Here is a 21,013-nt window from a genome sequence, read left to right as displayed (position 1 = left end):
CGTCGTTCGACATCAGGTCTCGTGCCACGCTGGTCTCCATTGCAGATACCAGCTTGAATCACGATCACCGCGCCCGGTGAACCCCTTTTGTCAACACGCCCTAAGGGGGCGCGTGGCTAAGGGCTATGGAGAGTGACGGAGACGAATTTGGTGCAAATGGAGCGGAAGCCGCGCGCAGGGCGGCGGTGCTGCGTCCACTTGTTCGGGACTATCTCGCAGGCACCGGCAGCTTGGAAAGCGGAGTACGCGATGCGGTCTGGGAGCTCGGTGTCAGCAGGGCGACGGTTTGGCGGTGGATTAGACGGCTTGCAGAGGAAGGCGGGCGAACCAGCTCCTTGGCTCCCCGGAAGCGTGGCCGCCGCGCGGGAACAGTTTTGGTTTCCCGCGAGGTCGAAGTCGTCATCGAAGAACACTTGACCCGGTACTATTTGCGGCGAGAGCGTCCTAGCTTGGGGCGTGTGGTGAAAGAAATCCGCAATGCCTGCGGGGCACTGGGATTGCAGATGCCAACACGGCGGACGGTTCAGCGTCGACTTGATGCAATGGATGCCCGCGAGGTGATGAAGGCACGAGAGGGTGCCAAGGCGGCGCGACATAGGTTTGCGCCTGTAACTGGAAGCAATCGAGCTGAATTGCCGTTGGATATTGTTCAGATCGATCATACGCCCGCGGACATCATCCTTGTAGACAGTTTCGAGCGCAAGCCCATCGGCCGACCATGGGTGACACTGGCGATCGACATCGCCACGCGCTTGGTCACGGGCTATTATGTCAGCTTTGAAGCCCCCTCTCGACTGTCGATTGCACTATGCCTGACCCGCGCGGTAGCACCGAAGGCGGAGCTTTTGGCCGATCTGGAAAGCAAGGCTGAGTGGCCCGCACAGGGTAAACCACGTAGCATTCATGTCGACAACGGCAGTGATTTCCAATCTCGGGTTTTCAAGGGGGCCTGCGCGGAATGGGGGATCGACCTTCGGTACCGACCGCCGGGAAGCCCGCATTTTGGCGGCCATATCGAGCGGTTGATCGGCACCATGATGGGGGCCGTGCACCTGTTGCCTGGTACAACGCAGTCTTCTGTCGCGGCCAAGGGCAGCTATGACGCCGAGGCCATGGCCACGATGACCCTGAGCGAGTTCGACAGCTGGTTTGCCCTCGAGATATGCCGCTACAACAACAGCATCCATTCGAGCCTTGGCTGCACGCCCGTCGCCAAATGGGAGGCTCTCTCTGGTGAAATGGCCGGGGACATTCCGTTCGATATGGAGGCGTTTCGGGTGAGCTTCCTACCGAGTGAACTGCGACAGGTTCGGCGTGATGGCATACATCTGTTTGATCTTAGATATTGGTCCGATGCGCTTGCAGGGCATGTTGGTCGCAAGGACGGAAAGGTGGTCGTCCGCTACGATCCCCGCAATCTCTCAGTGATCTGGGTCGAATTGGATGGTGGACGGTGTATTGAGGCGCGGTACCGCAACTTGGAGATTCCGCCCGTGTCTTTGTGGGAATATCGTGAGGCGATGAAAACAGCACGGGCGTTGGGCCGAACGGGGTCCAATGAGTTGGTCCTTGCCGAGTTAATCCGGCAGCAACGCCAGATCGAGGGGGAAAGCCGCCAACTCACCAAGGCCGAACGACGATCCCGTGAAAGAAAAGGGACTTTGAAAGGTTCAAGCCCGGCTGATTCAACCTTCGAAGGGCTGCGTCCGGTCGACACGGGTGATACATCGCGCCCGCTGTTTAAAGTGGAGAGATGGTGAATTGAGGACAAACGGAACTGGGGAAGACGGCCGTATTGCCCTTATTCAATCGGACATCTGGATCGGCTTTCCGCGGGCGGAGCAAGTGTTGGCTAGGTTGCAGAGCCTGATCGAGGCGCCACGACAAACCCGCATGCCTGGCCTTCTCGTGCATGGTGCCTCTGGCATCGGCAAGACCATGATCGCCCGTAACCTATCGCGCAGGTATGCGCCGGAATATAATTCGGAATTGGGCATTACTCGCACCCCGCTTCTTCTGCTTCAGGCGCCGCCGGCCCCTGACGAGCGGCGGTTCTATCTACATATCCTCGCCGCGGTAGGTGCGCCTGCAGCGGCCTTGAGTTTGCGCGCCCAAAGCGTTGCTTCACTGGAGGTTCGCGTTGTGAGCCTTCTTCGCGACCTTGGATTGCGGATGATCATGATCGACGAGGTCCACAATTTGTTGGCTGGCACGCACCGCGAACAGCGCCGCTTTCTGAACGTCCTGCGTTATCTCAGCAACGAATTGGAGGCGTCGCTGGCCTGCTTTGGGGTCAGCGAAGCGGTCGATGCCATTCGCGGCGACGTTCAGCTAGCGCGGCGATTGGACGAGCATCACTTGCCGAATTGGCGTGATGACGCGGAGTTCTCGGACATGATCCAGACCCTGATCGCGGCTCTGCCGCTGGCGGTTGTTTTCCATGGACATTGCCCCTACTCATCACTGCTCGCAGTATCATCATGCGAGGATATCCACGTGCTGCTGGGCGAACTCGAACCTATCCGAGACATCGAGCGTCCTTATCGAGCTGGCCTATGCTGCGGATACTAAAATGATTACTCGAGGGCGTAGTCAGACCAATGAAAGTGAGATGTTATGAACCTGATCCTGCATATTGGAATGGGGAAAACCGGGTCCAGCGCGATTCAAGCTGCCTTGGCAGCCAGTGCCGAACGGCTTGCGGCCCAAGGGGCAGAGTATTTGGGCATGTGGTTCGATATGCTAGACCCACGCTTCCGGGGGGTACTCAATCAAGATCAGTTTTTTTCTCTACCAGCCGAAGAGATGACGCGTTTCGCGGATGTATTAATAGATGTTCTACAAGTACGCCTAGCCGGTGGGATACAATCTTTCATTATATCCAATGAGGCGCTTTCCGGTAAAGCGTGGCAATTGAAACCGATGATTGATCGGCTGCGGGAGAGGGGAATCTCGGTACGGGCTATTGGCTATGCCCGTGATCCTGCAGCATGGCTGCCTTCAGCTTACGTTCAGTGGGGCGTGCGGGACAAGGTGGAACCTGGCCCGGTGCAACCTTACGCGGTCAAGGCGCGCAAGTTGGTACATTGGTATTCCGGTCTGCTGCATTGGCACCGGCAGTTGGGAGACATCTTGGAAGTGCGATCCTATGATGCAGCTGCCGACATTGTGAGCGATTTTTCAGAAGCAATCGGCTTCGAGATCGATGTTCCAGACAAGCGAGTGTTGGAACGGGGCGAAGATGCTGAAATAGTTTTGCGCGCTCTATTTAATAACAGATTTGCTCAACATGTGCTGCCTGCTGCCTTCAATCAGGCAGTACTCCCAAGTCTTGCAACCGTTCCGAAACTAGAAGATGTGATGAAAGCCAGTTTTGATTATTCAGAAACTGACCTAATTGTTCGGGAGCAGGCAGCACTTTTTGACCAGTTCGCGGCCACTTTTGGCTATGATCTTCGCACTTTCACCAACACCCCACCTACGATACCGGAAATCAGTGTATTGCGTAATAGGTTGTTGGATGCGCTGCTGGAAGTTACATTAGATCAAGCGCAGCGTATTCGTCGGCTGGAGCGGCGCATCAATCACCTAGAAGCAGAAAAGACCAGTACATAAACAGCTGGTTATTTTAATCCCCTACGGTGGAGATAAGAGTGCTCAAAGTCCAATCAACAGTCAATTTCGCCCTCCAAAAAGAAGGTGGCAGCGTCGGATTTCTAGGAAATTCTTCGCAAAAACGAGAAGGTTCACGTGAAAATACGGGAAACTTTCTGCATGGTTTTGCTGCCCGGTATGTCGTTGGGCAGCATCGTGATATTTTTTTAAACAACCTTACTGAAGAGACGGTGGAGGACTACCGGGCTAATCTGACACATATTGCGTTCGTTGCGGCCAATTTAGTTAGGAACAGAGGCAATGATGCCCTTGATTCAGGCCACAGGAAGAGAGCCGATATCATAGAGAAGCTTAATTTGCCAGTCGTGGTTTTTGGCTTGGGAGCGCAAGCTCGACTTGGGCAGTCACTTTCGGACATGGATATCTCCCCGGACACTAGGCGCCTTCTTGCAGTAATTTCACATCATTCCTCAAAAATTGCGGTTAGAGGCGAGTTTACCGCAGATCTTTGCAAGCATCTTGGCATCCATAACGTCGAGGTGATTGGCTGCCAGTCTTGCTTCATCAGTCGTCGTCCAGATTTCAAAATTCCGGAATTGACTGAAACGCCGAATGCTGACCGTTTGGTTGTCAACGTTACGTATCATGCCCGAGAATTGCCTCTTATTAAAGAGGCGATGTCCGAGGGTGCGGCTTTCATTGGCCAGACGGAGCATTTTGAGTATGAGTTGGCGCAGTTGGACGAGGGCGCAGCCATTGACAATCTTCCGGAAAACGTTCGCTCTTTGATAAGCCCGCAGCTTTACAATCTTTTCAAATCCGGTCGGCTTGATTTTTCAGAGTATCACCGCTGGGTGAGAGAGAAGTTCGTCCAATACTACTCGATGCCGCCCTGGTTCGCGAAGCTCAGCAGCGGCGAATTCGATGCCTGCATCGGAACGCGTTTCCATGGAAATATGGCGGCGATGCAGTCGGGCGTGCCCAGCCTGTGGATCGTCCATGACAGTCGGACCCAAGAGTTCTGCGACTATCTTGGCCTGCCGCAAGCTCCTCTGAAAGCTCTTTCAGAAGAGAAAACCGTCGGAGATATCTTTGACAAATACTACCGAACGGACGGGTTCGCGAAAAAATATCAGGAAGCCTATGCGCGCTTCTACGCCTATCTGACCGAACATGGCGTGCCGCATAAGCTTGCTGCGCCCTTGAGGAATTAAGCCATACTCATGGCCTGAATCGTATACCCACCGGACAAACCATGCCCTTCATCCAGCATAACGGCAAGCGTATCCTCTTCATCCATATCCCGAAGGCGGGGGGCACCTCGGTCGAGAGCTGGATGAAGGGCATCGCGCCCCTGCGGCTGTTTTCCATGGGCATTCCCCATGCCAGCCGCTGCACGCCGCAGCATTATCGCGCGCAGGATATCGAGGCGCTGCTGGGCGAGGGCTTCTTCGACTACGCCTTTACCATCGTGCGCAACCCCTATCACCGGATCGAAAGCGAATACCGGATGCGGGCACAGCTGGCCAAGGACAGTTTCTGGAAGGGCCTGCCCGCCTTTTCGCCCTGGATCGAGGAAAACCTGGACCAGCAGCGCCGCGCCAAGTTCCACCTCGACAACCACCTGCGCCCGCAATGGGAATTCCTCGGCAAGGATGTCGAGGTCTTCAAGCTCGAGGACGGCCTCTCCGGCCCCCTGGCGGCCGTGGCCGAGCGGCTGGGCGTGACCCCGCCCCAGCAGAATCCCCACGAATTGCGCTCGGACCCGCTGGAGATCGAATGGAGTCCCGCCGACCGCATCCGCGTGCGCGACCATTACGCCCGCGATTTCGAAACCTTCGGCTACCGGCCCTGAAACAGTGGAATTTGTGATCTTGAAAGCCGTTTCTTGTTTCTCCATGATTGGCCGAAGACCAGGGAGGCGCGGTCCTTGAGCGGGATCGGCCTTGGCGGCGGCAGGCCGGGGATCGCCATGCCTTACGCCCGCCGGATCAGCATCAGCCCGCAGCCGAAGGCTTTGGCGCGGCCGAAGCCCACGGCAATCTGCGCGAGAAAGGCGTCGGGATCGGTGACCTCCAGCCGCCCGGTCATCTCGATGACGCCGAATTGCGGCTGGCCCTTGCGGGGGCCGACATGTGCTGGCAGCGGAACGACCGAATAGTCGGCTGCAGCGAAATCCGTCACCTGGAAACCGACCACTTCGCCCTGCCGTGCCAGCCAGTCGCGGCCAGCGGTTTCGGCGGCGGCCATCCGCGCCTCGCGCCGGGCATCGCTTTCACTCCCCGAAGGCAGCGCATGAAGTGCGTCCATCACCACATCCACCCGCTGCGCACGGACATCGGGCACGGTCTTGCGCGTCCGCGTGGCGTTCGCGCGCAGGACGAAGCCCAGCCGGTCGCCCGCCCGGAGGTCGGGCGCAAAAGGCTTGACCTCGGGCGGCAGGAACAGCCCCGCGCCATCGGCGGCGGGGGGGCGAGGCGAGAGGATCAGGAAGCGCCCATTCCCCTCGGCCCGCCACAGGAAATCGCGGCGCCGGTCGGGATCGTCGGCGAACAGCGCCCAGATCAGCCGGTGATGGGCGTCCATGATCCGACCCCGCTCGGGGTCGTGCAGCCGGTCGAGCGCAGATCCCTCGATCGGGTTGATCAGCGCCTTCAGCGCGGTGGTCGCCGGATTGCGCGCCAGCGTGACGCGAGAGAGACAAAGGCTCATGTCGCCCCCTCGGCCGCGGGCCGGTGGATGAACACGGGACGTTGCGCGAAGTGCCATTTCGCGCGCTCGACGGGCAGGTCGTTGCGGCTGTCCCGCACATCGGCAGGGCTCATGGGCTCGTCCGAGGCGACCAGCCGCAGCGCGCCCCGATGGCCGAAGGGCGGACGGGCAGCCAAGGCCAGCGCCTGCAAGGGATCTTCAGCCTTGACGATACGCGGGGCGGGGGGCGCGGCCAGCGGGCAGGACTTGCGGCCCAAATAGAGCGTGAAGACCGGCTGGCGCAGGGCCTGCGCCAGATCCTCCAGCGCACCCGTCCAGCCCGGACCGGACCACAGCGCCACGGCATAGGCGACGCCGACCCGGTAATCGCGCAGGGTGATGGTCGTGTTCGTGTTACGCCCCGCGCGGGCGATGGCAGCGGGGCGGCTGTCGGGGTTGCGGGCGGCGGCGGTCGGGATGGTCTCGACGGTGTGGTAGTCGCGCAGCGGCACGCCGTCATCGATCACCCCCACCGCCATGCGCAGCGCGTCGAGCCGGGCGAAGCCTTCATCGTCGCCGCGCCGGATGCCCATGGCCGCAGCGACCAGCCCGATCACCGCAGAACGGCCGGGCCATGTCAGCGAGCCGCGCCGCTCATGCCCGGCCAGTTCCCCCATGCTGCCCAGTGCGGCGCAGAGGGTGAAGACCAGACGCTCAGCCATCCGCCGCCACCGCCGAGGCCGCGAAACTGGCGATGTCATTCAGCCGGCCCTGCCCCGCCGCGACATTCATCAGCGCCTCGCGCGTGGGCGCGCTGTCATAGGCGGCGTCGATCTGGCCGCGCATCGCTTCCAGCTTCTTGACGGAGGTGGTCAGCAGATCCTCGCCCTGCACGGGTTTCAGGAAGGCGCCGGTCAGGTCGCGCGGGGTGTGGCTGCCGATCTCGGCCAGGACATAGGCCGCGAAGGGATGATGCGCGTGGCTGTTCTGCTTGCCCTTGGGCGTGGCGGTCGCCAGCGCGCGGGCCAACGCATCCAGCCCCTTCGCCGCCAATTCGCGGTCGCCGCCAAGGTTTTCCACCAGCAGATCGGTGTTCACGCAGGCATAGAGGTAATAGACGCCCGAGCCGAAGGCATGCTCGCCCAGGTGCGCGCCGCCGGCATCCTCGTCCCGGGTTTTCAGGTCATCGACGGCGGTGAAGAAATCGTCCTCGGATTGCGCGCGGTGGGTGGTGATGGCATGGCCGACCTGCACGGCGGCCTCGCGGTTGAAATCCGGGTTGTCGGCCAGCATGCGCCCGAACATGGCGATGTCCACCGCCCCACCCGCGCTGCGTAGCACGGTTTTCGCCAGGTCCTTGTCGGAAGGCAGCCCCTCGCCCTGCGCCGCCTTGCGCGCAAGGTCCAGCGCATGGGCGCGTTCCTCGGGCGAGATGAAGGCCAGGGTCGTGCCCTGGACCAGATCCGGGTTCTTCTTGTCCACCGGCCCGATCTTGCCAAAGACCTTGGCCACGGCCTCGGCGATCTCGCGCGCCTTGGCGGCATCGACGCCATCCTTTTCCAGCGCCTTGCGGATCACCTCGCCCAGCCGCTTGGTCCGTTCGCCCAAAGACCCGGCCAGCGCCTGCTGGAACCCGTCGGACATGCGCACCGCACGCTTGATCGACTGGCTGGAGAGGCGCAGTCGGGGCGCACCGCCATAATGCGCCTCTTTCGGGCGGCCCTGGTCGTCGCTGTTCGGGTTCGACGGAGGATAGGCGGTCAGCAGGTGGAATTGCAGAAAGGTGGTCATTCGGTCTCCTCCTCGGTGGCACCTTCGCGCGGAGGCGCAGCGCCGTAATAATCGAAACACCAACGGATGCGGGGCTTTTCGCCCCAGAACAGGATGTCCTCGGCCAGCGCCGCGACATTGCAGGCCTCGCCGATCAGCGGCAGCGCGCGGCGCAGGCCCGTCGCCAGTTCCTGCCGGTCGTCGGAACGGATCAACCGCTGGAAACGCAGGGCCGAGAGCGCCTTGGGATCGCCCTCGCCAAAGGCCTGGGCGATGCGGCGCCCCTCGTGTCGCTCGACACGGGCCAGCACCTGCGCCAGCGCGGCCAAAGTCAGCGGCTCGGCGCACCACGAAGGCGTCTCGGCCAGGCGGTCGTGCAACTCGATTACCAGACCCTCGGCCAGAACGTCGGTGATGTGATCCGCCCGCCGCAGCCTTGCCCGCAAGGCCCGCGCCTGGCCGGTGTCGTCGTCGGGGCGGAGGTGCCGCCTCCACCAGCCAAAGGCGATCTGGCCGGGATTTTTTGTCGCATCGCTCATGCGGCCGCCTTCCTGCGGGGTCGAGGTTCGAGGCCCAGCTTCAGATAGGCGTCCTTGCCGGGATTGCGCCAGCCGGCGAAGGTCGTACGCAGCCCCTCGCGCGCGTCGATCACCTGCTTTATCGCCTCGGCCCGCAGCTGGTCCAGCCCCGGCAGCGCCTGCCGGCCGAAGATCTCCAGTGCCACCCGCTCCATCGCACGGATCCAGCGCAAGGCGACTTCCACGGGCGGGGTGCCCGCCAGCAATTCGCCGAGGCCTGTCTCGAAACCGGCTTGCGTTGCCGTAAAGAATTCCTCGCGCAGCACCTCGAGCGCGCTGCCCTCGCCGGCGACAACCTTCAGCGCACCACGCAGGGCGAGGCCGAAAGCTTCCGCCGACTGGATCATGCCGATCAAGGTCAGCCCAGCCTGGTTTTCCAGGGGCAGAAGTGGTTGGCGCGACCAGGTGAAGTCCCTCGGTTTCATGTTATCCATCGCCCAACCGGCCACGATGACGCCGGCTCCCGCCCTGTCTTGAGGCAGCACCCGCCGCTCATAGCTGTCCAGGCATTGCGCACGACGACGCAGGTCTCCCTCATCCCCCGGCATCTCCGTCACCACGCCCAGCCAGTTGCGATAGCCGAAGGCGCCGGCACGAGGGTGCAGAGGCAGAAGCTCGGCACCTGCCTTCTGCCGGTAATAGGGGGTCAAGGGATGCTGCCACCCGGCATAATTGGCGCCGTAGGGCTTCTGGATCACGCCGCAGATCGTCTCCTCCCCGACCAGCCGCAGGCGACGCGGCATGCCGAAGAACGCCTCGGCCGGGTGGGCGGCGTCGGGATAGACCTCGGACCCCTTCGCCTCGGAGGTGCGGGTCGGGCACATCCAGGGCAACACCGCCGAGCCGGCGGGCAAACCATCCGGCACATTGGCCCAGACCAGATCCCAAAGGCTTCCCTTGCCCGGATCGACCAGCGTCACCATGGGCCCACCGCCGCGCATCGAAGTCCGGTTCCCCGCCCCACCCGAAGGCGCATGGGCCTGAAGCGTATAAAGCGCCATCGCCGCCAGGGCCGGGTCCAGCACGGGATAGCGGTTCCGCCGGACCATCAGGTCGGCATTGTTGCGCGCGGTATTGCCGCCCGCCGAGTCGATGAACAGCATGTCGGGCGGGTTCGGCGCGCCTTCCAGCGGATCGAAGTCCTGCAGAAAGAGCGGACCGTCCCCCATCAGGTTAAAGGCCGACGCAAGCGGAGCGAGCCGTTCACGCAGGCGCGGCGGATCCGGCTTGCGGACCCGCCAGTCCTGCGCATTGGCGGGCGGATCGGCGAGGAACACGAAGCCGACCAGCAGTTCCAGGCAGGCTATGTTCAGATCGGCGCGCGGCCAGTCGGGAAAGATGACGCCCGGCTCGGCGATCTGGTCGGGGCGGATGATGCGGGGACCGCCATCGGAGCGACGAACCGGAATCCAGGGATCGGTAATGAGATTGAAATCATTGCCACAGCTTTGTGAACTCCCGCTATGGGTGATTTTTTTTAAGACAATCATATCATTATCAGAAAATAGCCTTTCCTTGTGCCGCTTCACTGCCAATTTCTATTAGTAATCCCCGCATATGCGAGGAACAGTCGATGGTTCTTTTCGCTGACTTCGGCATAGTAGGCTCATCCCCATGCCACGGGGAACAACTGCTGCCATCCACCAAGTGCTCTGATCACTTACCCCATTTATCCTGAACGGAATCCATATAGAGCCATATTGTGTCAACCACCTTAACCCGCGGGATCAGGCTAGGGTCGTTACTTCGGTAACTTGGCCGTTCCGGTCAAGCCTTTTCTGAGGCGACACGTTGGCCGCGTGACGGCAGATTGTTCGAATCGCGCCGGGTTTGCTGGAGGCGCCAGCTCCAGAGTAAGGTGGAGCATCTGAGGTGCGCGAACACGCTGTGCGGCTTGTCCTCGACAACAAAGATCAGCATGGATCGCGCTGGCAAGCGGTGATTCCAGTAAAGACTGGGCCGTGTGAAGATGGACCGCCGCGATGTCCTGATGCTGGCCAAGCTGCACCGGGCGGGGGAGTTGACGGCGGTCCGGGTATGCGGATGCAGCCCAGGGGACGATGCGCGATCTGATCCGGGAGCGGGCCGTGGCGATACGGGTAACGAGCAAGGCGCGCTAGGGTCCAGACTCATTGAATTTCACAGCCAGAACAAGACGGTTGCGGCGAGCATGATCGCGGAGAAGAAGGTTTCCGGGCAGCGGTCGTATCGGGTGGCGACGCGCCGCCAATCCTTCAGACGGCCGAACATGATCTCGATGCGGTTGCGCCGTTTGTAGCGCCGCTTGTCGTATTTGACGGCCTTCCTGCGGGACTTTCGACCGGGGATGCAGACCTTTATCCCCCTGTCTTTCAACGCTTCTCTGAACCAATCAGCGTCGTAGCCCCTGTCAGCCAGCAGCCAACCCGCCTTCGGCAGACTGCCCAGAAGAGCCGCGGCGCCTGTGTAGTCGCTGACCTGGCCGGCCGACATGAAGAACCCGATCGGCCGCCCCGTGGCATCGGCAACGGCGTGCAGTTTGGTGTTCATGCCGCCTTTTGTCCGCCCGATCTGGCGTGCGCGCCCCCCTTTTTCACGCACAGGCTCGACGCCGTGCGGTGTGCCTTGAGATAGGTCGCATCGATCATGATCGTCTTGTGATCGGCGCTCTCAGCGGCCAGGCCTACCATGATCCGGGCGAAGACCCCGTTGTCACTCCAGCGCTTCCAACGGTTGTGAGGGTCTTGGCGGGCCCGTATTCCTTCGGCGCATCACACCATCGCAACCCATTGCGGTTGATGAAGATTATGCCGCTGAGAACGCGGCGATCATCGACGCGGGGCTTGCCATGACTCTTGGGAAAGAACGGCTTCAGGCGTTCCATCTGGGCATCGCTCAGCCAGTAAAGATTGCTCATCGATCAGGTCTCCTTGCGGAGCCTGAATCATGCCAAACGCCTGAAATCAATGGGTCTGGAGCCTAGCTTCGGCCGGCGATGCCGGCCTTCGCCCGAGCCAGACAGGGCGATGCTCCCGGCTGCGGCCGGTGCCTACCCGTCTCGTCCCGAGCCAGCCATGCCCCTGCCGGTCCTGGTCGCCCTGCCCCGCCTGTCTCGGCCCTTCGGGTGACGCCCGCTGACGCGAGCAGGCGGCGAGCGAGACCCCAGGTATCGAGCGACCCGCCTGCGGGAAGCTGGGCAGAAGGTTCGTCGGAGATCCCGGCTGGCGCCGGCATCCGGTTGATCCAGGAGCCGCCCGGGGGGATCGACGCGGGCCAGGCCCGCGCTCACCCCCGGCCGACGCCTTTTCCTTTTCCTTTTCCTTTTGTCCGCCCAGCACCCGCCTGCCGGCCGGTCAATGGGCAAGCGCCGCGCGTGCCGCGCGTCGTCGTCCAGCCGGGCCGTGTCCTCGGCGCTGNCGGCCGACGCCTTTTCCTTTTCCTTTTCCTTTTGTCCGCCCAGCACCCGCCTGCCGGCCGGTCAATGGGCAAGCGCCGCGCGTGCCGCGCGTCGTCGTCCAGCCGGGCCGTGTCCTCGGCGCTGCGCGCCTGCGGGCCGCACCACCCCGGCCTCCCGACCCTTGACAGTCCGCCAGTCGGCCGCGGGCAGGGCTGCGCCCTCCCCGCTTCGCTCCGGAAAAAGCACGGGGCTTTTTCCAGACCAAATCGGAGAGGCCACGCCCATCGCGGACAGGGGCACCAAGACCCCGCCGCCATCGCAAAAGGAGGCCAGATCATGGCTCTACTCGCAAGTGTTGCCCCCGAAGAACGGGATGAAACCGTGGCAATCATCGCCGCGCAGAACGATTGTTTCCGCCGCACCCTCGGCATTGATGCGCAATGGAACGGTCAGCCGCTGCTGGGCAAGGCGGTCACGACACCGGGCTTTCGTGACCTGCCCGAGATCATCCAGATCGCCCTCACCAGCCAAGCGGTTCACTTCAAGGCTTTCGATGCCGAGAACGATCCCTATGGCGATCACAGCTTCGGCGTCGTGGAGATGAACGGCCATCGCGCCTTCTGGAAGGTGGACATTTACGACACCGATTACAGCTTCGGCGTCTCCCTGCCGGATGCCACCGACCCCCAACAGGTTCGCCGTGTTCTGACGCTCTATCTGCCGTCCGAACACTGACCCGAGATCGGCCCGCTTTGCTCCGGGCGGGCCGATGCTTCCCGCAACCGCAACCTGAAAGGGGGTGAACACATGACTCAAGCGATCATCGAGCAGCGCCGCCGGGAAGCCCTGGCGCTTATCAGGAAGGGCGGTCTCTCCGCCAAGATCGGCCGCGCCTTCCTGGACCAGCACGGGGCCTAAGCCCCTCGCCTCGCCCCCATCAGGGGCGGGGCACCAATAACAAAATTCTCACCACACGACAAGGATCGACCCCATGAAACATGAACCGATCGCCAGCACGGTCGAGCAGGTGCCCTTTGCCGACCTCTATGTTTCCGAACTGAACCCCCGCACCATCTTTGACCCGGCAGGCATCGAGGCGCTGGCCGCGAATATCCGCGCGCTTGGCCTGATTCAGAACCTCGGCGGGCTGCGCGACGAATCCGGCAAGGTCGGCATCGTTTTCGGCGGCCGCCGCTATCGTGCCCTCGCGCTTCTGCAAGACGATCCGCGCTTCGCAACCGTGCCCGTCAGGATCGCGCCGGATCAGGCCACCGCCGAAACTTGGGCATCCAGCGAGAACCACCAGCGCGAACAGCCCCATCCAGCCGATGAAATCCGCGAATATGCCTTCATGGCCGCGCGGGGCGTCGCTGTGCCCGCCGTCGCCCTCGCCTTCGGCGTCACCGAGGCCCATGTCTATCGCCGCCTCAAGCTGGCCGGGCTGCCCGCGCCCGTGCTGGACGCTCTCAAAGCCGGTGAAATCACCCTTGCCAATGCCGCCGCCTTCACCGTCAGCGAGGACGAGGCCCAAAGCCTCGCCGTGCTGGAACGGGTGCGCGGTCAGGGCTACAGCGATCACCAGATCAAGCAGATGCTCAAGTCCGACGCCGTGCGCAACACCGACCGCCGCGCCGTGTTCGTCGGGCAGGAAGCCTACGAGGCCGAGGGCGGCCGCGTCACCACCGACCTCTTTGCCGACCAGTCCTATTTCGAGGATGAGGCCCTGCTGCACGAACTGTTCACCGCGGAGCTGGACGCCCACGCCGGCACCGTCTTGGCCGAAGGCTGGAAGTGGGCCGAGCCGATCCGGGACAGCTATGTCGGCTATTACGAGATCGAGCAACGCAAGCTGGATCGCATCTATGCGCAGGAAGGCGATCTCTCCGAAGCCGAGGCCGAGCGTTATGATGAACTGGCCGAACTGGCGCATGGCGACGTGCTCGATGACGAGGGCGAAGCCGAACTGGCCGCGCTGCAAGCCATTCTGGACGGCGGTTTCACCGACGAGCAAAAGGCCGTCTCGGGCGTCCTGTTCTATGTGGACCAGAGCGGCACACTGAAAACCCTCGAGGGACTGGTGACGCGCGAGGACCGCGCCGCCGCCATCGAGGCCGGTTTCCTGCGCCCTGACGCCCATGCCGAGAGCAACACCCCGAAATCGCCCATCAGCAACGCGCTGCGCGATGACCTGGGCCGAGTTGCCATGGGTGCGCGGCAACACGCCATCCTGCGCGATCCCGACCTGCTGCTGGACCTGCTGGCCTATCAGTTGAGCCACAGCCTGCAATGGCGCATGCCGTTCGGCCTTGCCGCCGAGGCCGTGCCGAACTGGCCCACCACGGAGGCGGAAGGCTATGACCTCGACGAGCGGCTGGCGGGAAAGGAACCGCGCGAGATGTATGGCAAGGACCTGGCCAAGTCCTTCCGGGCCTTCCGTCAGAAGGGGCAGGATCACACGCGCGGCGAGTTGATCCGTTGCCTAGCCGCCCTGTTTCGAGGCGGCGACGAGCAGCTTTCCGCCCTGATCGACAAGGCCACAGCCCCGCAAATCCGCGAAGTCTGGACCCCGACCGCCGCCAATTTCTTCGGCCGCGTCGGCGGGCCTTACCTGAACGAACTTTGGCGCGACCTGCTGGACCTGCCGGAAGATCATCCGACCGCAACTACCTTCGCCAAGCTGAAAAAGGCCGAGAAGGCCGCGAAGCTGGAAGCCCTGTTCAGTGACGATGCCACCCGCAAGGCCCATGGCGTCACCGAGGCGCAGGCCGCGCGGATCGACGCTTGGCTGCCTGAAGGTATGGAGTGACCGAGGCGCGGGGCGCGATTGCGCCCCGCCCATCGAGGGAGACAGACATGCGCTTTATCAGGTATCCCCGCCACCCATTCACCGATACCAGCCGCAAGCGCGCTGCGCTGCGCCGCAAGCAGCGCCTCGAACGCGAGGCCCTGCCCCTTTTCGCCGAACAGATCGCGGCAGCGCAGCCCGGCGAGGATGAGGTCATGCAGGCCCGCGCCGAGCAATGGGCGGAATCGCAGGCCCGAACCCGGTCCTGGCGCGCGGCCCGCTGGCGCGAGGCCCGGCGCAGGCTTGCCGCCCTGACCGACAATGAGCGCGCGGTCCTGCTGGCCGCATGGAACCGCGCGCCCTACCCCGCCGACCCCACATATCTGCTGGATTTCCTGCACGGCTATTCGGTCGGGCGCTTCACGCTGGACACAATCCCCTTCGACCAGGTGCCGCGCAACAAGCACGGGCACCGGCAGATCGCAGACCAGCACAAGGACATTGACCATGGCTGACTTCACCGCCTTCCGACACCCGGTCCTCGCTGTTGCCTGCCCGGCCTGTGGCGCGGCCGCAGGCTCCTGGTGCCGCCGGCCGAGCGGCCATCGCGCAGCCGATCTGCACCGCGCGCGCGGCATCGAGGCCGACCGGGTTTTCATCGACCAGCACGGCCCGGATGCATCGATCATCCGCATGGCGACCGGCTGGCAGGTCGATCCCCGAGGGCGAGCCAGAGATTGAACATGCCCATGCAGCCCTGGAGACGCCTCGAATGGACCCTGCCCGATTGGATTGAACATGCGTGGAAGCTCGAACGCACGTTGCGATGCAGTCGGCAGCACTACGGCGCCTGCAATCGACATGTGCTGCGGTTTCCCGGCCAGCTGGTCGCGGTCGAGCTGGACAAGGCCGTCCTGCTGTCCCTGCGCCAGCTCATCCTTGATGGACACCCCAACCGTTTCGGCAGGCCGGGGAGGGGTTTTCGCGCCGAGGACTGGACGACCCGCGCCTTGATGGACGTGCATAATCAGCTTGCCCGGCTCGATCGCATCGAGCGCCGAAACACCCCCTGAAATATCCTTGTGGTGAGGATGACTGGCCGCTCCCTCGGGGGCGGCTCTTTTTTTTGCCCTGTTTCTGGTGTTCGCCGGCGCCGTCGCCCTGGCAGGCCAGAACGCCGGCGCCGACGCGGCGCTAAGGCCGCGCCGGGCCCGCTGCGCGGCCAGAAGCAGGGCATTGCCGTGTTGCATTTGGTTCTAAATATGGTATCATATTTTAGCATGAATAGAGGGTGATATGACGGATTCTGAAAAGGGTGCGCTAGCAAAGCTCGCGCTGTTTGCTCTTGGAGCATTCGCCATCCTTCGCCTGACGTATACTGACGGCTGGAGGTTTGACTCGATCCTGGGGTGCGCGGCGAATGCGACGCTGATCGTGGGCGTCCTCGCCCAGATCGCGCTGGAAATGCTGGTGCGCTTCGCTCCGGATAGCTGGCTGCCGGACGATGTGCTCGCCGAATTGCCGATATGGCAAACAGGGGTGGTCTTGCTGTCCATGATCGCTGCCTCGGTCAGCCTGCTCATCGCTCAATGAATGACCTTGTGGAGATCGAACATGCAACGTGTTGAAGCCCAGATTGCGGTCAGTGTCTCTGATCTGAAGAAAAGCCCGACCGCCATCATGGATCAGGCGCAAGGCGAGGCCGTCGCCGTGCTGAACCACAATCGCGTCATGGCTTATATGGTCCCGGCCGATGTTTACGAGGCGATGATGGAGCGGCTGGACGACCTGGCGCTTGTCGATGTTATTAAGGCCCGGGCGGATGAAACGCCGATCAGCGTGGGCCTCGATGACCTTTGAGCTTAAGTTCCTGCCATCCGCACTGAAGGAGTGGAAAAAGCTCGGTGCCACGCTTCGGGAGCAGTTTCGGAAGAAGCTGGCCGAACGTCTGGAGCAGCCCCGTGTTCCTGCTGATGCGCTGCATGGTCTGGAAGATCATTACAAGATCAAGCTCCGCAGCGCCGGCTACCGACTCGTCTATCGCGTGGAGAATGCAGAAATTACCGTCACTGTGGTCGCAGTTGGTCGTCGAGAACGAAGCGAGGTGTATAAAGCAGCAAGCGCACGGCGCGATGATCGACCCAAAAGCTGACGTCCATTCAGGACCTTGAGAAGCGGCAGATAGTTTCGGGAGGATCCGCGCAGGACCATCAGACCAGGCGCAGCGTGGCCGCCCCCTCGGGGCGGCTTTTTTCTTTGCCCTGTTCCTAGTGTTCGCCGGCGCCGTCGCCCTGGCAAGCCAGAACGCCGGGGACGGCGCGGCGCTAAGGCCGCGCCGGGCCCGCTGCGCGGCAGAACCGTCGCGCCATCGGTCGCGTCCGGCTGTTAACCCGGCCAGCGCCAGGCGCAGGCCGGGGCCGGACCTATCCACCACCACACGGATCTTGTCATTCTACCACCCTGGTCAAGGACGGCGGCCGCGCGAGCGCGGCCTTGCAAGCGGCCCGTGCCGAGCCGTCCCTGACTCAGCGTGTCCGCATGCCTGCGACCGTGCGGGGCGGCTAGAGCCTCGCAATCTTCGGTCTCATCGCTTACATTTCACAAGGAGCATCCAATGAGCGACGTTGACATGACCACCGCCGAACAGTCCCTTGCCGACGACAAGATGCGGGCCGAGATCGCCAAGCTGATCGCGGAAACCTCGAAGATCAATGCCGAGGCCCGCTGGTATCCGCTGGCCGTTGCAACCGGACTCGTCGGTGCTATCGCCGGCCTGACAGCCTTCATCATCAAGCTCTTCGGTCTCTGACCTATGCGGCCCCTTCGGGGGCCGCTTTTACTTCAGCCGGGCGTAGCCTGGTCATTATCTTCCCCGCCAGCAATGCGGAAGCGGCCGCGGACGAGGCGGCGCGGAACGGCCGCGGATCATCGTGCAGATCGGCCCAGGCATGGCCCGTCCAGAACGTCGCAACGTAGAACTTCATGATTCCTCTCCTGACGGCAGCATCCTTATACCTGCGCTGGCAATGAGAAGCGCCCGCACCTCGTCGCGGTCCTGCTCGCTCATATCAGATACCTCAGGAAGCTTGGCTCGGGCGAACGTGACCTTCACGCCGAACGTGACCTCAACTTGGTCCTCTGCCGTATCATCCTTATTTTCCATGGTGGAACCTCAAGCCAAATCCGTTTCAGAAAAATCGCCGCCCTTGTAGAGCAAGGGCACATGGTAAGCTTTCGCGCAGGCGTAGGAGAGCGCGTCCCCGAAATTAAGCTGCGCCGCGTGTCCGACGACCTTGCCGTAAACCGACAGCGCCCGGATCGCTTCCTTCCCCATCCCCGTGGTGATGTGCATCTCTTGCGCTTCGGCCGCCTCGAAAAACCCGTCCACCAGCTCGGCCGCCGCGGCAAAGTCCTCGGCTGCCGCCGGGCCCTTGCCGCGGGCCTGCACCTTGGCCCTGACCAGGGCGAGCGTCGCTTCCATCCGCACGACAGGCGAGAACCGCAGCGTGCCACGCGCGGCCTCCATCGCCTTCAGCAGCCCAGGCGCTTCCGGTTCGTTCAGCAGCACCGCGACCACCGCGCTTGCGTCCAGGAACATCAGTCCTCGCCCCATTGCTCGTCAAAGAACGGCTTCAGGTCTTCACCCGTGCTGACGAAACCAGCCGCCGCGGCCTTAGCCTGCACCTTCCCCACGCGGGTGGAAAGGCTCTCGCGCGCCGACAGGGCATTGATCTGTGCCATCAGGGCCTGCCGGACCGCTTCGCTCTTGTTCGTCTGCCCCGTCATGGCGCAATATCTAACGAGCAGAGCGTCGATCTCATCCCCTTTGATGTGTATTGCCATCAGTGTATCCCCTATAGTATACACCGTATGTATAGCAAGGGATACACTAGCGCAAGCCGCTTCCGCCGATTAGGAACATCATTGTCAATTGGAATGCACATGGTAATGAAGTCAACTATTTCAATCTATAGCACTTTTGCGAATCTCACGCTGCTGCTGGCAACCGTTCTGCTCATGTGGATGTATTTGCCTATGCAAGCGGAGTTCCTTTACGCTCACTGGCTTGCCTTCTCCAGTCTTGATCCCGTTGCTCATTGGTTTCGAACAGGAGTAATGAGATCATTCTGCTATTTCCTGCTCGGTTGGGTCTACCTGTTCGGCTGTGCCATGGTCTCAATCGCAATTGGGAGTCTGAAAAAGCACTTCCTGAAATCAAGGAGAGCCCATCGGTCGCCTGACAGGGCTTAGGTCGTGTTGACAAAAGTGATTCACATCAGGCTTTGAGCATGATTCAAGCTGGCATCTGCGATGGAGACCAGCTTGGCACGAGACCTTATGTCGGACGAGGAATGGACGTTATTTGAGCGCTTCATCCTCGCCGTCCGCGCCCCGAACGGGCGTAAACCCACCAACCACCGCCTCGTTCTTGATGGGATTTTCTGGATTGCCCGAACCGGGGCGCCTTGGCGCGATCTTCCCGGGGAGTTCGGCAAGTGGTCGAGCGTCTATCGGCAATTCCGGCGCTGGACGTTGGCCGGGCTCTGGGAGGACATCATGGAGGCACTGAACCAGAGCGGAGCTGTGCCAAGCGCCCTGCAGATGATCGACAGCACCGTAATCCGCGCCCACCATCAGGCAGCGGGCGCTAAAGGGGGACTCCACGACAGGGTTTCGGCCGTTCTCGAGGTGGCTTTACGACCAAGATCCACCTCCTCGTCAATGCACACGGGCTTCCCATGAGGACAGAGATCACGCCAGGCCAGACGTCGGACTATCTCGGCTTCGATCTGGTGATGGCGGATAATCTGCCCCGCCCGAGCGTGCTGCTCGCGGATCGCGGCTACGATGCAGACAAGATCAGAGACGGCATGGAAGCGCGCAACGTCCTGCCCGTGATCCCGATGCGAAAGTCCCGCAAGAAGCGGATTGGTGTCGATCGCTCGCAGTATCGCCTGCGTAATCTGGTCGAACGCTGCTTCAACAAGCTCAAGAACGCCAGGCGTGTCGCGACCCGCTACGACAAGACGGCGGAAAGCTTCCTCGGCTTCATTGACATCACGTCGATCCGTCTCTGGATCCGCCATTTGTCAACATGAACTAAAAGCTCCATCCACAACTTTCAGCAAGCGGACCAAGCTTTCCCCGGAGACCTGATACGTCGAAAGAAAATTCGACATCAGCATTGCTGTAAGATTCGTATGCGACGACAAGCTTTTTTTTATCGAGCAGTCCTTTTATGAAGGGGATGGACTGACCTCCGGACCACACACCAAGCCCCTCGCCGCCTTTAAGCGTTTCCATACGGATCGTCTTTACAGGACCATCATCCAGCCGGTATTTCACCGCTTGAGCATCGCTGGTGTAGCTCGCGAAATTAATCAAGACATTGGTCTTGTTCTTCATGCAACGCAAAAGCAGACTGCCGTTATCTGAGCTACCGTATCCGGTTCCTTGCTTGTTCGAACTCATGACGATGAGATAGACATCTTTTCGATCTTCCAGATCGCTGCCTTCGATAATCACGTGCCATTGCTCGCCGCCAAGATCAGGTTCGACCGGCGCTGCAGCTGACTCGAAACCCGTCAGCCCATCGTAGCAGCTCAGGCGCTCTGTCGGAGTGGATCGCGAATGGCATGTCTTCGGATCCTCGGCCGCGAAAGCGATAGTTGGCAGCATAGCAGTGAGCAGGATGAAGCGGAGCATTTCGTCACATGACTGAAGTTGAATGATACCGCATCAAAGCGGCAGTTCATTCCGCTGTCCAGCCGGGAACTTACATCGTGGCAGCGCCGGAAGTCGCTGCCACGATGATCAGTGTCATGCTCTCGGCCGCGGTCCATCCCCCGACGTCCAGGTCAGCGGCCTCGCCGCTTCGACAGAGATGATCGGTGACCGCCTGGACTGACCTTGCTGACTTGAGCCATACGCCGATTGCGACTTGACAGCCTTATGCCCGAGCGACAGCGCAGTCCGCTCTTTGTCCCCATCGGCCTTCAGGTCAGACGAACCTGCATGCCGGAACGTTCAGACGCTGGTCCCATCCCATCTTCCAGCCAAGAATTTCCAGGTCCTTGTCAAGGGTCTTCCGGTTCCTAGGGCGTGTTGACAAAAGGGGTTCACCGGGCGCGGTGATCGTGATTCAAGCTGGTATCTGCAATGGAGACCAGCGTGGCACGAGACCTGATGTCGAACGAC

At 61.8% G+C, this 21,013-nt stretch carries 25 protein-coding genes and 1 pseudogene; 15 read left to right on the top strand and 11 right to left on the bottom strand.

The genetic code is table 11. The features are described from left to right. Positions 1 to 125 precede the first annotated feature (125 nt). The 5 genes from ACDP63_RS22000 to ACDP63_RS21980 are packed head-to-tail and all read left to right on the top strand — an operon-like array spanning position 126 to position 5,470. Positions 126 to 1,760 carry a Mu transposase C-terminal domain-containing protein gene (locus ACDP63_RS22000; protein ID WP_409928649.1) on the top strand — a complete coding sequence of 545 codons (1,635 nt, stop codon included), beginning with the start codon at positions 126 to 128 and terminating at the stop codon, positions 1,758 to 1,760. A 1-nt stretch (position 1,761) separates the two neighbouring features. Beyond that, the gene (locus tag ACDP63_RS21995) at positions 1,762 to 2,571 is read left to right on the top strand and encodes a TniB family NTP-binding protein (protein WP_409928648.1); all 810 of its coding nucleotides are present in this window, start codon (positions 1,762 to 1,764) and stop codon (positions 2,569 to 2,571) included. 45 nt (positions 2,572 to 2,616) lie between these two features. Beyond that, the gene (locus ACDP63_RS21990; protein WP_147307355.1) at positions 2,617 to 3,615 is read left to right on the top strand and encodes a polysaccharide biosynthesis protein; all 999 of its coding nucleotides are present in this window, start codon (positions 2,617 to 2,619) and stop codon (positions 3,613 to 3,615) included. Positions 3,616 to 3,653: 38 nt separating this feature from the next. Then, positions 3,654 to 4,829: a polysaccharide pyruvyl transferase family protein gene (locus ACDP63_RS21985; RefSeq protein WP_409928647.1), complete on the top strand. Its 1,176-nt coding sequence runs from the start codon at positions 3,654 to 3,656 to the stop codon at positions 4,827 to 4,829. 41 nt (positions 4,830 to 4,870) lie between these two features. Continuing rightward, complete coding sequence (locus tag ACDP63_RS21980) at positions 4,871 to 5,470, top strand: sulfotransferase family 2 domain-containing protein (protein WP_275600402.1); 600 nt, start codon at positions 4,871 to 4,873, stop codon at positions 5,468 to 5,470. Positions 5,471 to 5,592: 122 nt separating this feature from the next. On the opposite strand, the gene cas6e is transcribed toward ACDP63_RS21980, so the two are convergent. From cas6e to ACDP63_RS21950, 6 genes and pseudogenes are all read right to left on the bottom strand, one after another. Beyond that, entirely contained in the window at positions 5,593 to 6,327 is a 735-nt protein-coding gene (gene cas6e / locus ACDP63_RS21975; RefSeq protein WP_409928646.1) for a type I-E CRISPR-associated protein Cas6/Cse3/CasE, read from the bottom strand. Beyond that, on the bottom strand, positions 6,324 to 7,028 hold the full coding sequence (cas5e, locus tag ACDP63_RS21970) for a type I-E CRISPR-associated protein Cas5/CasD (RefSeq protein ID WP_409928645.1): 705 nt from the start codon (positions 7,026 to 7,028) through the stop codon (positions 6,324 to 6,326). The genes cas6e and cas5e overlap by 4 nt, the downstream gene beginning before the upstream one ends. Beyond that, positions 7,021 to 8,097 (bottom strand): type I-E CRISPR-associated protein Cas7/Cse4/CasC, encoded by a 1,077-nt coding sequence (cas7e, locus tag ACDP63_RS21965; protein WP_409928644.1) that lies wholly within the window; start codon positions 8,095 to 8,097, stop codon positions 7,021 to 7,023. The genes cas5e and cas7e overlap by 8 nt, the downstream gene beginning before the upstream one ends. Beyond that, positions 8,094 to 8,615, bottom strand: coding sequence for a type I-E CRISPR-associated protein Cse2/CasB (gene casB / locus ACDP63_RS21960; protein WP_116171368.1), 522 nt, complete (start codon positions 8,613 to 8,615; stop codon positions 8,094 to 8,096). The genes cas7e and casB overlap by 4 nt, the downstream gene beginning before the upstream one ends. After that, positions 8,612 to 10,183, bottom strand: coding sequence for a type I-E CRISPR-associated protein Cse1/CasA (gene casA, locus ACDP63_RS21955; protein ID WP_140848791.1), 1,572 nt, complete (start codon positions 10,181 to 10,183; stop codon positions 8,612 to 8,614). Before casA ends, casB begins: the two co-directional genes overlap by 4 nt. A gap of 610 nt (positions 10,184 to 10,793) precedes the next feature. Continuing rightward, a pseudogene (locus tag ACDP63_RS21950) lies at positions 10,794 to 11,550 on the bottom strand (IS5 family transposase). A gap of 816 nt (positions 11,551 to 12,366) precedes the next feature. Here ACDP63_RS21950 and ACDP63_RS21945 point away from each other — a divergent pair. The 9 genes from ACDP63_RS21945 to ACDP63_RS21905 all read left to right on the top strand — a co-directional run bounded on the left by ACDP63_RS21945 (position 12,367) and on the right by ACDP63_RS21905 (position 17,624). Beyond that, positions 12,367 to 12,765 carry a DUF3768 domain-containing protein gene (locus tag ACDP63_RS21945; RefSeq protein WP_409928643.1) on the top strand — a complete coding sequence of 133 codons (399 nt, stop codon included), beginning with the start codon at positions 12,367 to 12,369 and terminating at the stop codon, positions 12,763 to 12,765. A gap of 256 nt (positions 12,766 to 13,021) precedes the next feature. Next, the gene (locus tag ACDP63_RS21940; protein WP_409928642.1) at positions 13,022 to 14,836 is read left to right on the top strand and encodes a ParB/RepB/Spo0J family partition protein; all 1,815 of its coding nucleotides are present in this window, start codon (positions 13,022 to 13,024) and stop codon (positions 14,834 to 14,836) included. Positions 14,837 to 14,883: 47 nt separating this feature from the next. Then, positions 14,884 to 15,330 (top strand): hypothetical protein, encoded by a 447-nt coding sequence (locus ACDP63_RS21935; protein ID WP_116171362.1) that lies wholly within the window; start codon positions 14,884 to 14,886, stop codon positions 15,328 to 15,330. Further along, complete coding sequence (locus ACDP63_RS21930; RefSeq protein WP_116171361.1) at positions 15,323 to 15,556, top strand: hypothetical protein; 234 nt, start codon at positions 15,323 to 15,325, stop codon at positions 15,554 to 15,556. The genes ACDP63_RS21935 and ACDP63_RS21930 overlap by 8 nt, the downstream gene beginning before the upstream one ends. A 2-nt stretch (positions 15,557 to 15,558) precedes the next feature. Continuing rightward, entirely contained in the window at positions 15,559 to 15,888 is a 330-nt protein-coding gene (locus tag ACDP63_RS21925; protein WP_409928641.1) for a hypothetical protein, read from the top strand. Positions 15,889 to 16,111: 223 nt separating this feature from the next. Then, on the top strand, positions 16,112 to 16,408 hold the full coding sequence (locus tag ACDP63_RS21920) for a hypothetical protein (RefSeq protein WP_123130471.1): 297 nt from the start codon (positions 16,112 to 16,114) through the stop codon (positions 16,406 to 16,408). 21 nt (positions 16,409 to 16,429) lie between these two features. Next, the gene (locus ACDP63_RS21915; RefSeq protein WP_104491151.1) at positions 16,430 to 16,675 is read left to right on the top strand and encodes a type II toxin-antitoxin system Phd/YefM family antitoxin; all 246 of its coding nucleotides are present in this window, start codon (positions 16,430 to 16,432) and stop codon (positions 16,673 to 16,675) included. Further along, positions 16,665 to 16,967, top strand: coding sequence for a type II toxin-antitoxin system RelE family toxin (locus ACDP63_RS21910; protein ID WP_116171358.1), 303 nt, complete (start codon positions 16,665 to 16,667; stop codon positions 16,965 to 16,967). Before ACDP63_RS21915 ends, ACDP63_RS21910 begins: the two co-directional genes overlap by 11 nt. Positions 16,968 to 17,429: 462 nt before the next feature. Next, a complete protein-coding gene (locus tag ACDP63_RS21905; protein WP_116171357.1) occupies positions 17,430 to 17,624 on the top strand; it encodes a hypothetical protein in 195 nt (64 codons plus the stop codon). Position 17,625: 1 nt separating this feature from the next. On the opposite strand, the gene ACDP63_RS21900 is transcribed toward ACDP63_RS21905, so the two are convergent. The 4 genes from ACDP63_RS21900 to ACDP63_RS21885 are packed head-to-tail and all read right to left on the bottom strand — an operon-like array spanning position 17,626 to position 18,658. Beyond that, complete coding sequence (locus ACDP63_RS21900) at positions 17,626 to 17,799, bottom strand: hypothetical protein (RefSeq protein WP_409928640.1); 174 nt, start codon at positions 17,797 to 17,799, stop codon at positions 17,626 to 17,628. After that, positions 17,796 to 17,978, bottom strand: coding sequence for a hypothetical protein (locus ACDP63_RS21895; protein ID WP_116171356.1), 183 nt, complete (start codon positions 17,976 to 17,978; stop codon positions 17,796 to 17,798). Before ACDP63_RS21895 ends, ACDP63_RS21900 begins: the two co-directional genes overlap by 4 nt. A gap of 9 nt (positions 17,979 to 17,987) precedes the next feature. Next, complete coding sequence (locus ACDP63_RS21890) at positions 17,988 to 18,413, bottom strand: type II toxin-antitoxin system VapC family toxin (protein WP_181180908.1); 426 nt, start codon at positions 18,411 to 18,413, stop codon at positions 17,988 to 17,990. Next, positions 18,413 to 18,658 (bottom strand): type II toxin-antitoxin system VapB family antitoxin, encoded by a 246-nt coding sequence (locus ACDP63_RS21885; protein ID WP_409928639.1) that lies wholly within the window; start codon positions 18,656 to 18,658, stop codon positions 18,413 to 18,415. The genes ACDP63_RS21890 and ACDP63_RS21885 overlap by 1 nt, the downstream gene beginning before the upstream one ends. Positions 18,659 to 19,126: 468 nt before the next feature. On the opposite strand from ACDP63_RS21885, the gene ACDP63_RS21880 reads away from it, so the two are divergent. Then, positions 19,127 to 19,914, top strand: a protein-coding gene (locus tag ACDP63_RS21880; RefSeq protein ID WP_409928638.1) for an IS5 family transposase whose coding sequence is annotated in 2 segments (ribosomal slippage) — positions 19,127 to 19,466 and positions 19,466 to 19,914 — 789 coding nt in all. Because the reading frame shifts where the segments join, the coding sequence is not laid out codon by codon here. 1 nt (position 19,915) lies between these two features. On the opposite strand, the gene ACDP63_RS21875 is transcribed toward ACDP63_RS21880, so the two are convergent. Then, complete coding sequence (locus tag ACDP63_RS21875; RefSeq protein ID WP_409928637.1) at positions 19,916 to 20,521, bottom strand: type VI secretion system-associated protein TagO; 606 nt, start codon at positions 20,519 to 20,521, stop codon at positions 19,916 to 19,918. Positions 20,522 to 21,013: the final 492 nt, after the last annotated feature.

It is taken from the genome of Paracoccus sp. P2 (genome assembly GCF_046335115.1).
Lineage (GTDB): Bacteria > Pseudomonadota > Alphaproteobacteria > Rhodobacterales > Rhodobacteraceae > Paracoccus > Paracoccus pantotrophus.
The sequence above is the reverse complement of the archived record's forward strand: the minus strand, read 5'-3'. Positions and strand labels throughout refer to the sequence as shown.